The 12,782-nt window shown below is 70.1% G+C and carries 13 protein-coding genes and 1 riboswitch; of the genes, 6 read left to right on the top strand and 7 right to left on the bottom strand.

Translation table 11 applies throughout. The features are described 5' to 3' along the window. The first annotated feature begins 6 nt into the window (after positions 1-6). The 6 genes from smc (at position 7) to A2790_RS12395 (ending at position 6,241) form a co-directional block, all read left to right on the top strand. Complete coding sequence (gene smc, locus A2790_RS12370) at positions 7-3,450, top strand: chromosome segregation protein SMC (protein WP_293391946.1); 3,444 nt, start codon at positions 7-9, stop codon at positions 3,448-3,450. Positions 3,451-3,614: 164 nt separating this feature from the next. Then, the gene (locus A2790_RS12375) at positions 3,615-3,968 is read left to right on the top strand and encodes a hypothetical protein (protein WP_068874874.1); all 354 of its coding nucleotides are present in this window, start codon (positions 3,615-3,617) and stop codon (positions 3,966-3,968) included. A gap of 16 nt (positions 3,969-3,984) precedes the next feature. After that, on the top strand, positions 3,985-4,770 hold the full coding sequence (locus A2790_RS12380; protein WP_293391953.1) for a F0F1 ATP synthase subunit A: 786 nt from the start codon (positions 3,985-3,987) through the stop codon (positions 4,768-4,770). A gap of 53 nt (positions 4,771-4,823) precedes the next feature. After that, a complete protein-coding gene (locus tag A2790_RS12385) occupies positions 4,824-5,048 on the top strand; it encodes a F0F1 ATP synthase subunit C (protein ID WP_293382167.1) in 225 nt (74 codons plus the stop codon). A gap of 72 nt (positions 5,049-5,120) precedes the next feature. Then, a complete protein-coding gene (locus tag A2790_RS12390) occupies positions 5,121-5,738 on the top strand; it encodes a hypothetical protein (RefSeq protein WP_293391955.1) in 618 nt (205 codons plus the stop codon). After that, positions 5,738-6,241 carry a F0F1 ATP synthase subunit B gene (locus tag A2790_RS12395; protein ID WP_293391958.1) on the top strand — a complete coding sequence of 168 codons (504 nt, stop codon included), beginning with the start codon at positions 5,738-5,740 and terminating at the stop codon, positions 6,239-6,241. Before A2790_RS12390 ends, A2790_RS12395 begins: the two co-directional genes overlap by 1 nt. Positions 6,242-6,460: 219 nt before the next feature. On the opposite strand, the gene A2790_RS12400 is transcribed toward A2790_RS12395, so the two are convergent. The 7 genes from A2790_RS12400 to A2790_RS12430 form a co-directional block, all read right to left on the bottom strand. Continuing rightward, positions 6,461-6,841: a PGPGW domain-containing protein gene (locus tag A2790_RS12400; RefSeq protein WP_068874869.1), complete on the bottom strand. Its 381-nt coding sequence runs from the start codon at positions 6,839-6,841 to the stop codon at positions 6,461-6,463. Between the two features lie 215 nt (positions 6,842-7,056). Then, entirely contained in the window at positions 7,057-8,613 is a 1,557-nt protein-coding gene (gcvPB, locus tag A2790_RS12405) for an aminomethyl-transferring glycine dehydrogenase subunit GcvPB (protein ID WP_293391963.1), read from the bottom strand. Then, entirely contained in the window at positions 8,613-9,953 is a 1,341-nt protein-coding gene (gene gcvPA, locus A2790_RS12410) for an aminomethyl-transferring glycine dehydrogenase subunit GcvPA (RefSeq protein ID WP_293391965.1), read from the bottom strand. Before gcvPA ends, gcvPB begins: the two co-directional genes overlap by 1 nt. Positions 9,954-10,090: 137 nt before the next feature. Then, positions 10,091-10,456, bottom strand: coding sequence for a glycine cleavage system protein GcvH (gene gcvH / locus A2790_RS12415; RefSeq protein WP_293391967.1), 366 nt, complete (start codon positions 10,454-10,456; stop codon positions 10,091-10,093). A gap of 12 nt (positions 10,457-10,468) precedes the next feature. Then, the gene (locus tag A2790_RS12420) at positions 10,469-10,615 is read right to left on the bottom strand and encodes a hypothetical protein (RefSeq protein ID WP_293391969.1); all 147 of its coding nucleotides are present in this window, start codon (positions 10,613-10,615) and stop codon (positions 10,469-10,471) included. A gap of 3 nt (positions 10,616-10,618) precedes the next feature. After that, positions 10,619-11,740, bottom strand: a complete 1,122-nt coding sequence (gcvT, locus tag A2790_RS12425) for a glycine cleavage system aminomethyltransferase GcvT (protein ID WP_293391971.1) — start codon at positions 11,738-11,740, stop codon at positions 10,619-10,621. Positions 11,741-11,917: 177 nt separating this feature from the next. After that, positions 11,918-12,009, bottom strand: a riboswitch (glycine riboswitch). A 77-nt stretch (positions 12,010-12,086) separates the two neighbouring features. After that, positions 12,087-12,437 (bottom strand): hypothetical protein, encoded by a 351-nt coding sequence (locus A2790_RS12430; RefSeq protein ID WP_293391973.1) that lies wholly within the window; start codon positions 12,435-12,437, stop codon positions 12,087-12,089. Positions 12,438-12,782: the final 345 nt, after the last annotated feature.

The following is a 12,782-nucleotide window of genomic DNA, read 5'->3' on the forward strand; positions in this document are numbered from 1 at the left end:
CGGGCCGTGCACTTCCAGCGCCTCAGGCTCGCGGGCTTCAAGTCCTTCGTCGATCCGACCGAGTTTCGGATCGAGCCAGGACTCACGGGCATCGTCGGGCCGAACGGTTGCGGGAAGTCGAACCTGCTGGAGGCGCTCCGCTGGGTGATGGGGGCCAATTCCGCCAAGGCCATGCGGGCCGGCGGAATGGACGATGTGATCTTCGCGGGGGCCTCGAACCGGCCGGCGCGCAATCACGCCGAAGTCTCGCTGACGATCGACAACGCAGAACGCCGGGCGCCGCCGGCGTTCAACGACCATCCCGTGATCGAGGTGGTCCGCCGCATCGATAAGGGCGCGGGCTCGACCTACAAGATCAATGGCCGCGAGGTGCGCGCCCGGGACGTCCAGCTGCTGTTCGCCGATGCGTCGACCGGGGCCAGCTCGCCGGCCCTGGTGCGTCAGGGCCAGATTTCCGAGCTGATCGCCGCCAAGCCGCAAAACCGCCGGCTGATCCTGGAAGAGGCGGCCGGCGTTTCGGGCCTCCACTCCCGCCGGCACGAGGCCGAGCTGCGGCTGAGGGCCGCCGACGCGAACCTCACCCGGCTGGACGACGTGGCCCAGGAACTGGAGGCCAACCTCGGCCGCCTGCGGCGCGAGGCGCGGCAGGCCGAGCGCTACAAGCGCCTGTCGGCCGAGATCCGGGCGCTGCAGGGCGCCGTGCTCTACGCCAAGTGGGCCGAGGCGAAGGCGTCGGCTGAACGGCTCGTCTCGGAGAGCCAGGCTGCGATCCGGGCCGTGGAGGAGACGGCGCGCGTGGCGGCCACGGCCACGACGCGCGCCGCCGAGGCGGAGGCGGAGCTGAAACCCCTGCGCGAGGCCGAGACCATCGCTGCGGCCATCCTGCACAAGCTGGCCATCGACAAGGACCGGCTGGAGCGGGAGGAGGAGGCGCACGCCGCAGAGCTGGCCCGCCTCACCGGCGACCTCGAGCGCATCGACGCCGACCGCGCGCGCGAGGCCCATATCACCGACGACGCCGAGGTCGCGCTGAAGCGCCTGGCCGAGGACCTTGAGGCGCTGCGGGGCCAGATCGAGGCCGCGCCCGAGCGGGGACCCGAGCTCGAGGCCGCGGTCCGGGCCGCGGAGGCCGCGCGCGCCGCCGCCGATGCGGAGGTGGAGCGACTGGCCGGGGAACTCGCGGCGCAGGAAGCCCAGCGCCGCGCCGCCCGCGCCAGGGTCGAGGAAGCTCAAGGCCGGCTCGCCCGCACCCGGCGCGCCCTGGACCAGGCGAAGCAGGAGCGCCAGGCGCTGGGGCCGATCCTCAACCCGCAGGCCACCGCCGCGCGGATCGCGCTGGAGGAGGCCGAGACCGCTCTCGCGGCCGCCCGCACGGCCCTGGACGCCGCCGAGGACGAACGGGCCAAGGCTACCGAGGCCGAGGCCGTCGCCCGCGAGGCGGCGCGCAAGCTGGAGGAACAACTCGGGCGGCTGACGGCGGAGGCCCGCGCGCTGGCGGCGCTGGTCGCCCAGGCGCGGCGCGGCGGCTTCGCCCCGGCCCTGGACTCGGTCTCGCCGGACCGCGGCTACGAGAAAGCCCTTGCGGCGGCCTTCGGGGACGACCTCGACGCCTCGCTCGATCCCGCGGCTCCCGCCCATTGGAGTGGCCGCGAGGCTCCGGCCCCGGCCTGGCCGGAAGGTGCTACGCCTTTGGCGCCCCTGGTGAAGGTTCCGGCCGCCCTCGCCGCGCGCCTCGCCTACGTCGCCCTGGTGGATCGCGCCGATGGCGACCGGCTCCAGAAGGCTCTGCCGCCGGGCGGCCGCCTGGTGTCGCGCGAAGGCGACCTCTGGCGCTGGGACGGCTTCACGGCCCGGGCCGACGCCCCGAAGCCGGCCGCGGTGCGGCTGGAACAGAAGACCCGCCTCAGCGAGGTCGAGACCGAGATCGAGAAGCTGGAGCCTCGCGCCCGCGCCGCGCGCGAGGCCGCCAACGCGGCGCAGGCCCGTGTGCGGGCCGCGGACGAAACCCTGCGGGCCGCCCGGCGCGAGCCGCCGGCGTTGGAGCAACGCGCGGCCCAGGCCCGCACCGCGCTGGAGCGCTTCGACCGCGAGGCGGCGCTGAAGGAGGCGCGCGCCGCGTCCCTGGACGACCTCATCGGCCGCTTCGAAGCCGAGTTTGCGGAACACGAGGGTCAGCTCGCCGCCGTGGTGGCCGAGGCGGGCGACGAGGGGGAGGCGACCGACATCGCCGAGCAGCTGGCGGCCGCCCGCGCCGCCGCCGGCCCGGCCCGCGAGGCCGCCGCCCAGGCGCGTTCCGCCTATGAGATGGAGATCCGCGAGCGCGATGGCCGCGCGCGCCGCCTGGAGACCTTAACCCGCGAGCATGACGACTGGACCCGCCGCGCGGCCGCGGCGGCCAAGCGAGTCGCCCAGTTGGACGAGGCGCGCGGCAAGGCGCACGCAGCGCTGGTCGCGGCTCAGGATGCGCCCTCGACGCTGGAAAGCCGCAAGTCGGCCCTGCTGGACGAATTGGCCGCGGCCGAGGCGCGCCGGGCCAAGACGTCCGACGCCCTCGCCGCGGCCGAGCACGAGCGTGCGGAAGCTGACCGAGCGCTGCGCGCCGCCGAGGCCGCGGCTTCGGAAGCGCGGGAGGTTCGCGCCAGCCTGTCGGCTCATGCCGAGGCTGCCGTGCAGCGCCTGAAGGAGGTTTCGGAGAACATTCGCGAAGCCGCCAAGATGGAGCCCGACGAGTTGGCCCGGAAACTCGCCGACGAGGCGGTGGCCATCCCGTCGGACGCCGAAGGCATGGAGGCGCACCTCTTCAACCTGGAGCGCCAGCGTGAGGGCATCGGTGCGGTGAACCTGCGCGCCGAGGAGGAGGCGCAGGAGCTCGCCGCGCGGCTGGAAACCATGAACGTCGAGCGGGCGGACCTGACCGGCGCCATCGCGCGCTTGCGCCAGGGCATCGACGAACTGAACCACGAGGGCCGCGAACGGCTGACCGCCGCCTTCGGGGTGATCAACGAGCATTTCAAGACGCTGTTCTCCGCGCTGTTCCAGGGCGGCCAGGCGGAGCTGCGGCTGGTCGAATCGGACGATCCGCTGGAGGCGGGGCTCGAGATCTACGCCTGTCCCCCCGGCAAGCGGCTGGCGACCATGAGCCTCATGAGCGGCGGCGAGCAGGCGCTGACGGCCTCGGCGCTGATCTTCGCGGTCTTCCTGGCTCAGCCGGCGCCCATCTGCGTGCTGGACGAAGTGGACGCGCCGCTCGACGACGCCAACGTCGACCGCTTCTGCAACATGGTCGACGAGATGTGCCGTCGGACCGAGACGCGCTTCATCGTCATCACCCACAATCCGGTGACCATGGCGCGCACAGATCGGCTGTTCGGCGTGACCATGGCCGAGCGGGGCGTCTCGCAACTGGTCTCGGTGGACCTGCGGCAAGCCGAGGCGATGGCCGCCCAGTGACGCAACGTCACGGCCGCGCGATAGTCGCGCGTTGAGATAAATAAATAAAAACAAGAATTTACCTGGTCTCGAACGAATCTTGACGCACTGCAAACGCGTCTATAGGTTCCGCGCGACCTGAAGTCCCGGCTACCCGGGGTGACGGGGCGCGAGGCCTCCCTTCCATGCCGCAGCATGACGAGACGCGCGAGGAAGCGCTCCGGCGCCTGAGCGCTCGGGCGGGGGCTCTGGAGGCCCGGACCGTCCAGACGCCACAGGACTATGGCGTCAAGGCGGCCGGATATGGATATCGCCTCCTCGGCGTGTTGCTGGGGGGACTGTTTGTCGGTTTGGGGTTCGGGGCAGCGGTCGACGCGCTGGCTGGAACGGGCCCCTGGGGAATGATCGTCGGGGTCCTGGTGGGCTTCGGCGTGTCGATCTGGATGGCGGTGGGCTCGGCACGCAAGATGTCGGCCGACCTCGAGCGGGAACTAGGCCCCGCGCGAGACCTGCCACCGGACGACGACGAGGAAGATTGAAGGAGTTCGAGGCGGCATGGCCGACCCGATGCATCAATTCGAGATCCACAAGATCGTGGATCTGCCGGACTTCGCGATCCCGGGCGTGGGCGTCATCGATATGGCGTTCACCAACTCGACGCTGGCCATGACCTTGGCCGCGGCGGGGATCGCGGGCTTCTTCGCGCTGGCGACGTCCAAGGGCGCCGTCGTGCCCGGCCGCCTTCAGATGGTGGGCGAGGCCGCGTTCAACTACATCGACAACCTGACGACCTCGATCATCGGGCACGAGGGGCGGAAGTTCTTCCCCTTCATCTTCACCCTGTTCCTGTTCATCCTGGCGATGAACCTGCTGGGCCTGTTCCTGGTGTTCACCGCCACCTCGCAGCTCGCCGTCACGGCGACGCTGGCGGCGATGACCATCCTGCTGGTCCTGATCATCGGCTTCGTCCGCAACGGCGCGAACATGTACAAGCTGTTCGTCCCGGCCGGCGTGCCCTGGTACATGTTGATCTTGGTGACGCCGATCGAGTTCATCTCGTTCCTGCTCCGGCCGGTCACCCTGGCGCTTCGTCTCTTCGGCAACATGCTGGGCGGCCACGTGGCCCTCAAGGTGTTCGCCGGCTTCGTCGTCTCGCTGGGTATGCTGGCGGCCGGCGGCGGCCTGGGCCTCCTGGGCATCCCGGGCGCCATGCTGTCGCTGGGCGGCGTCGTCGCCCTGACGGCCCTGGAGTTCCTCGTGGCCTTCCTTCAGGCCTTCGTCTTTGCGGTTCTGGCCTGCGTCTATCTCAACGACGTGGTCAACCTCGGCCATCACCACTGACGGCCGATCCTCGAAAACCCTCAAACTCAACTTCGCAGTAGGACCAACACACCATGGAAGCGGAAGCGGCTAAGTTCATCGGCGCGGGCCTCGCGACCCTCGGCATGATCGGCGCGGGCATCGGCGTGGGCACCCTGTTCAGCGGGTTCCTGCAAGGCGCGACCCGTAACCCGTCCGCCGCCGGCGGCCAGTTCACCAACCTGATCCTCGGCGCGGCTCTGACCGAAGCCCTGGGCATCCTGGCCTTCGTGCTCGGCCTGCTCATCCTCTTCAGCTAAGCCCGCGCCCGTCCAGGGCGCGCAGCCTCGACGCGGCGCGCCTAAGGCGGACTACAAGGACTTACGAGCCTGATGGCCACCGAGACCCATTCCGCGTCGCCCGTCGACGCATCCGACGGCGTCCCCGCCGCCGAAGCCGCGCACGCTGCGTCCGACCACGGCGTCCCTGCCGGGACCACCGAGGCGGCCGGCCACGGCGAGGGCGGCGGCGGTCTGCCGCAGTTCCAGTTCGAGTACTGGGGCGGCCAGATCGTCTGGCTCCTCATCCTGTTCGCGATCCTCTACGTCCTGTTCGCCCGGGTCTTCGTCCCGCGCTTCCGGGCGGTCGCGGACACCCGCGCCCAGACCATCGCCGACGCGCTGAGCGAAGCTCGCCGCGTCCAAGCCGAGGCCGACGCCAAGGCCGAGGCGGTGAAGTCCGACATCGACAAGGCCCGCGCCGACGCCCGCAAGCTGGTGGCCGACGCGCGCGCCAAGGCGTCGGACGAGATGGCCAAGACCCAGGCTGCGCAGGACGCCGAACTGTCGGCCCAGATCGACAAGGCCGAGGTGCGGATCCGCGGCCTGCGCGACCAGGCCATGACGAATGTGGGTGGGATCGCGGCGGAAACCGCCTCGTCGATCGTCGCCAAGCTTACCGGCAAGCCGGTCACGGCCGCAGAGGCCAAGGCCGCTGAAGGGGTCGCCTGATGCCCGCATTCCTGAATCCCGCCGAGGCCGAATTCTGGGTCGGCGCAGGCCTTCTGATCTTCCTCGCCATCGTCATCTTCGTGGCCAAGGCGCCGCGAGCGGTCGCTGCCGCCCTGGATGGCCAGGCCGCTAAGATCCAGTCCGACCTGGACGAGGCCGCGCGCATCCGGGAAGAAGCCCAGCGCCTCCTGCAGGAGCTGCAGGCCGAGCGTGACGCCGCCCAGCGCCAGGCCGAGGACATGCTCGCCGCCGCCCAGGAGCAGGTTCGCCTGTTCGAGGCCGACGCCAAGGCCAAGCTCGAGGAGAGCCTGGCGCGTCGCCAGAAGCTCACCGAGCAGCGCATCCAGATCGCCGAGGCTCAGGCCGCGGCGGACGTGAAGGCAGCCGCGGCCGAACTGGCCGCCCAGATGGCCGAGCGTGTGCTGACCCAGCGCCTTACGGGCGCGAAGTCCGATCCGCTGATCGACAAGGCGATCGGTCAGCTGGCGGGGAAGCTGCAATAGTTTGCTGAGATCGGGCCCGCGCCCTTGCGGCGCGGCAGCCCGTGGCCGGACGCCTAGCGTTGGGGAACGTCGCGCGTCCGTCGCCTGTCCACGAACCCCACAATGACATGATCAGTCCGCGGCGCTCCGCCTGGGGAGACGCGCCGAATTTCCGGACTGTGCATGAGCCTTGTGGGGTTCGTGGGCGCACCTCGCTGCAGGTGCGCGCCGCGAAGTGGTTTACCGCCTGAAGCGGCGGCGGAGCGGCTTCACGAAGCGGATGCGCCGCGGAAGGAGGATCCGCTCGACCCGCAGGGTCTGGTGATAGAACAGCGCCATGAACTCCGGGTCGCGCCGCAGCAGTCGCCGGATCGGCGACAGCATCCGCGGGTGCGCCCGGTGCAGCCGCACGAACTGGCGGCGCGCCTTGAACGAGTTCTTCAGCACGATCATCAGGCCGACCACGATCACCGGGATCCCGCCGGGGCCGGGCAGGGGGGCGATGGCGATGCCCGCCACGATGATCGCGAAGCCAAGCATCACCAGCCCGAACCGCTTGATGCGGCCGGCAATCTCGCGCGCGAGATCGTCCGTGGCGCGATAGACGCGCAGAGAGGGCATGGCGAATGACACTTGGATAGTCCTGGGGGGTGCGCGGCGGAACGGGGAGGACCCGCCGTCACGCACCTCATATGCGTACGTACGGGAGAATCGTAAAGACGAGGCGCCGTTAAATTTTCCTAACGTGCGCCTATTCCCCAGCTCATGGCGCCGGCGCCACACCTCGGTGCAGGACTGTCACAGATTGGCACAGGATCCTGTGCATTTCCCGTCGCTTAGGCCCCGCCGGACTCCCGCTTCCAGACCAGTTTCGGCTTCCGGGCGGCCAAGGTCTCGTCCAGCCGCCGCATCGGCGCCAAGTGGGGCGCGCCCTTGAAGCGCTCGACGTCGCCAAGCTTGGCCGTTGCGGCCAAAGCGCGCAGGGCCTCGCAGAAGCGGTCCAGCTCGCGCTTGGACTCGGTCTCCGTCGGCTCGATCAACATGGCTCCGTGCACCACCAGGGGGAAGTACATGGTCATGGGGTGGAAGCCCTCGTCGATCATGGCCTTGGCGAAGTCGAGGGTGGTGATTCCGGTGCCGTCGAGCCAGGCGTCATCGAACAGGGCTTCGTGCATGCAGGGACCGTCGGGGAAGGCCGGGGTCATGACGTCGGAGAGGCGGGCCTTGATGTAGTTGGCGTTGAGGACAGCGTCCTCGGCCACCTGACGCAGGCCGTCGGCGCCGTGGCTGCGCATGTAGGCGTAGGCGCGGACGAACATGCCCATCTGGCCCTGGAAGGCGGACATGCGGCCGAAGGCCTGGGCGGCGTCGGCGGCGGCCTCCTCGACCAGGTCGAGGCCGTCGGGGCCGCTGACGACCCAGGGGGCGGGGGCGAAGGGGGCGAGGGCCTCGGAGAGGACCACGGGGCCGGCCCCGGGGCCGCCGCCGCCGTGGGGGGTGGAGAAGGTCTTGTGCAGGTTGATGTGCATGGCGTCGACGCCGAGGTCGCCGGGGCGGACCCGGCCGACGATGGCGTTGAAGTTGGCCCCGTCGCAGTAGAAATAGGCTCCGGCGGCGTGAGTTAGTCGAGCGATTTCAATTACATCGCGTTCGAAGAGGCCGCAGGTGTTGGGGTTGGTGACCATGATGGCGGCGACGTCGGGGCCGAGCTTGGCCTCGAGGTCGGCGAGGTCGACGCGGCCGTCCTCGGTCTGGGCGATCTCCTGGACGGAATAGCCGACAAAAGCGGCGGTGGCCGGGTTGGTGCCGTGGGCCGAGGTGGGGACGAGGACGGTGCGGCGGTGGCCCTGGCCGGCGGCCTCGTGGGCGGCCTTGATGCAAAGCAGGCCGCAGAGCTCGCCGTGGGCGCCGGCCTTGGGCGTCAGGGCGACGGCGGGCATGCCGGTCAGGGTCTTCAGCCAGTGGGCCAGGCGGTCCATGAGCTGCAGCGCGCCCTGGGCCGTGGCGACGGGCGCCAGGGGGTGCAGGTCGGCGAAGCCCGGCAGGCGGGCGGCCTTCTCGTTGAGGCGCGGGTTGTGCTTCATTGTGCACGAGCCCAGCGGATAGAGCGCCAGGTCGATGGCGTGGTTCTTTTGGCTGAGGCGCACGTAGTGGCGCACGGCCTCGGGCTCGGAGAGGCCGGGCAGGTCCACGCCCGCGCGGGTCAGGCCGGCCAGGTCCGCAGCGTCGCCCGAGGCGGCGGGCAGGTCCACGCCGGTCTTGGTCCAGCCGCCCAATTCGAAGATCAGCGGCTCGTCCTGGAGGAGGCCGCGGCCGCCGGTGAGCGAGGTAAAGCCGGTGCTCTCGGCCGCGCCTTCGGGGCGGGTGGGGCGTCCGATGTTCTGCATGGTCATCAGGCGGCCTTTTGGGTCAGGGCGGCCTTGAGGGCCGCGATGTCTTCGCTGGTGGTGGTCTCGGTGGCGCAGAGCAGCAGGACGTCGTCCAAGCCCGCGTGCGGGTCGAGGCGGGAGTAGGGGACGCCGGCGACGATGCCGTCGGCGAGCAGGTCGTCCACCAGGGCGGCGGCCGAGCCCTTCGTCCGCACGGCGATCTCGTTGAAGAACCGGGGGGTCAGCACCTCCAGCCCCGCGGCCTCCACCGCGGCCTTCAGCTCGCGCGCCTTGCCGTGGTTGATCCGCGCGAGCTGCGAAAGGCCCGTCCCGCCCAACAGGGTCATGTGGATGGTGAAGGCGAGGGCGCAGAGGCCCGAGTTGGTGCAGATGTTGGAGGTCGCCTTCTCGCGGCGGATGTGCTGCTCGCGGGTCGACAGGGTCAGGACGTAGCCGCGCCGGCCCTCGGCGTCGACGGTCTCGCCGCAGAGGCGGCCGGGCATGCTGCGCACCAGCTTCTCGCGCACGGCGAAGAGGCCGACGTAGGGGCCGCCGTAGTTCAGGGCGTTGCCGATCGACTGGCCCTCGGCCACGGCGATGTCGGCGCCCATCTCGCCGGGCGTCTTCAGGAGGCCGAAGGCGACGGCCTCGGTCGTCACCACGATCAGGAGGGCGCCCTTCGCGTGGGCGGCCTCGGCGATCTTGGAAACGTCGGTGACCACGCCGAAGACGTTGGGGGTCTGGACGACGACGCAGGCGGTCTCGTCGTCGATGGCGTCGATCACCGCGGCCTCGGCGTCGATGGCGGCGGCCAGGCGCACGATCTCCATCCCCTCGGCGTGGGCGATGGTCTGGGTGGTGGCGGCATAGTGCGGGTGCAGGCCGCCGGAGAGGATCGCCTTCTCCCGGCGGTTGACCCTTTGGGCCATCATCACGGCCTCGGCGCAGGCGGTGGAGCCGTCGTACATGGAGGCGTTGGCCACATCCATGCCGGTGAGGGCCGCCACCTGGGTCTGGAACTCGAACAGGACCTGCAGGGTGCCCTGGGCGATCTCGGGCTGGTAGGGCGTGTAGCTGGTCAGGAATTCCGACCGCTGGATGATGTGGTCGACGGTGGCCGGCACATGGTGCTTGTAGGCTCCGGCCCCGCAGAAGAACGGCCCGGCCCCGGCGGCGCGGTTCAGGGCCGAGAGCGCCGTCAGCTCACGCTCCACCTCCAGCTCGCCCGCATGCAACGGCAGGTCGAACAGGTCGGCCTTCCGCGCGGCGGCGGGGACGTCGGCGAACAGGGCGTCGATGTCCGGGGCGCCGATCACGCCCAGCATCTCGGCGCGGTCGTCGGGAGTGAGGGGGAGGTATCGCATGGGCTCAGTCCTGTGCGCCGGCGGCGCTGTCATTTTTGGAACCACGGACCAACACGGACCATCACGGACGGGCAGGGCCGCGGCGATGTCCGTGGTGGTCGGTGATGGTCAGTGGTTCGATCACTGGCGCTGCGCGCCTACTGGGTGGCGAGGAAAGCTTCGTAGGCGGGGCGGTCCATGAGGGCGTCGTACTGGGACGGGTCGGAGACGCGGACCTTGGCGAACCAGCCGCCGTTCTCGGGGTCGGCGTTCACGGTTTCGGGGGCGTCGCCCAGGACGGTGTTGCCCTCGATCACCTCGCCCGAGATCGGGGCGTAGACGTCCGAGGCGGCCTTGACGCTCTCGACCACGGCGAAGGCGTCGCCGGCCTTCACCACCTTGCCGGGCTCCGGCGTCTCGACGAACACCACGTCGCCCAGCTGCTCGGCGGCGTGGGCGGTGATGCCGATGGTGGCCACGTCCCCCTCGAGGACGACCCACTCGTGATCCTTGGTGAAGCGCATTGGAGGTCTCCCCTAGAACTGGATGGCGGCGGAGCCGCTAGAAATTTGGAACCGCGGAAAACGCAGAAAGGCGCAGAAGGCGCGATGGCCCGCTTCTGAGTTCTTCTGCGTTTTCTGCGGTTTGATTTGTTGCGCCTGCGGCGCGATGCGGCCCTTCATCGCCTAGGCCTTGCGCACGTAGCGGTGGGGGACGAAGGGGCTGGGGACGACTTCGGCGGATTGGGGCTTGCCGCGGACGATGACCTTTAGGGGCGTGCCCACGGCCTTGAGTTCGGGGGGCACGAAGGCGAGGGCAATGCCGCCCTTCAGCACCGGGGAATAGCCGCCGGAGGTGACCACGCCGACCACCACGCCGTTCGCGTCGGCCACCTCGGCGCCCTCGCGGGCCGGGGCGCCTTCCAGCACCTTGAGGCACACCTTCACCCGGGCCGGGCCATCGGTCAGTTCCTTGACGATCCGGGCCGCGCCCGGGAAGTCGCGCTGTTCGCGGCGGTTCTTGTTGATGGCGAAGGTCAGGCCCGCCTCGACGGGGCTGACGGTCTCGTCCAGGTCGTGGCCGTAGAGCGGCAGGCCCGCCTCCAGGCGCAGGGAATCGCGGGCGCCCAGGCCGATGGGCCGCACCCGCTCGTCCGCCAGGAGGAGGTTCCAGACGCGGACCGCCTCGGCGGCCGGGACCGAGATCTCGTAGCCGTCCTCGCCGGTGTAGCCCGAGCGGGAGACGATCAGGTCCGTGCCGAAGCCGGGCAGGGACCGGATGTCCATGAACACCATGTCGGCGGCGGCGGGGACGTGGGCCTGGAACACGGCGGCGGCTTCCGGGCCCTGGAGGGCGAGGAGGGCGCGATCCTCCAGGCGCTGGATGTCCACCTGGCCGGCGAGCTCGTCGTCGATGACCTTGAAGTCGTTGTCCTTGCAGGCGCCGTTGACCACCACGAACAGGCCGTCGTCATCCGGACGGCCGGCCATCAGGTCGTCGACGATGCCGCCCTTTTTGTTCAGCAGGACCGAATACTTCTGCTTGCCGGGCTTCAGGCCGATGAAGTCGCCGGGGACCACCTCCTCGAAGGCCGACAGGGGCGAGACGCCGCGCAGGCGCGCCTGGCCCATGTGGGAGACGTCGAACAGGCCCGCGTGCTCCCGCGTCCAGAGGTGCTCCTGCATGACGCCCATGGGGTACTGGACGGGCATGGTGTAGCCCGCGAACGGGACCATGCGGGCGCCGAGCGCGATGTGCGCCTGCGTGAGCGGGGTGGTCTTCAGGGCGGCGGTGTCGGTGGCGGACAAAGGGGCGACCTCGGCTGACGATCCGGCGCGCGGCGGGACGGAGTCCCGACGTCGCACGCCCCCGCTGTCCTTTCGGCCTGAGAGATTTCGGGCCTCGCCGGTGGGCGGCGCACCCTCTGCTCCTTCGGCGTCCCGACTTCGCTCGATGAGCTACGAAGGGAACTTTCCAGCGTTCATCAGCCCGTCGCGGTCCTTTTGCCTGAGCGTTTCCGGGGCGGTTGCGCCTTCGGCGCCGGATGCGATGACCCGGCCTCTCCCGCGAGAGTTGGGGTGGTTGTGGTGGAGGGGGATGGGGGAGTCAATGGGGGGTGGGGGGGCACCACTCACGGAATGGCGCAACGCCGGTTCATTGTGCGCCAGACCGGCCGCGCTCGTTCAGGTCGACGTCCATTATGACTGTCTGCTCCACGACGGAGCCCGCCCGTTTGTCCCAGATGCTGACGAGATAGTTGTGCATCCGCCCTTGAGCGTCCGGTCCGAAGCGGATGATCCAGAAATCTTGCTCAGTTTCTATCTGCATCGGAAGGCTGGAGACGCGCGGCCCCGCCTCGGCTTTCGCCATGGCCGCAGCTTGCTCTGCGCTGTGAACCCGTACGCGGCCGTTGTCCCAGAGGCGAAACGCGACTGCCATCACTAGCAGTAGAAGGACAATGCCGAGCGGCACCGCCACCAGCTTTGCAATGCGTCCGACGCTCATTGGGCGAGCTTAGCCGTTCGCGGTCAGCTTTCTACTCTTAGCTGCCGTTCGGTGTGGCGGCGCGAGTCGGCAGCGCGACGGTTGCTTTCGACGTTCAGGCGACGTTGCCTGCGTCCGTTCGGCGGGCCCAAATGCGTGGCCCTCGCCCGCAGCATGCCAGCCTCTTCCGCTTCCTCAAGGACGGCGCTGGCGCGCCGCCGCGGGGCGGTTGGGCCGGGGGGCCCAATCCTTGACCAAGCTCCAGAGGCTGGCCGGGGCTGACCGTGGCCTTCAGGGTGGGGTGCGTCCTGGCGGACGCCTGACCGACCCCCTTCTCGTCATGGCCGGGCTTGTCCCGGCCATCCA

Source organism: Phenylobacterium sp. RIFCSPHIGHO2_01_FULL_69_31 (assembly GCF_001824475.1).
Classification (GTDB): Bacteria; Pseudomonadota; Alphaproteobacteria; order Caulobacterales; family Caulobacteraceae; genus Phenylobacterium.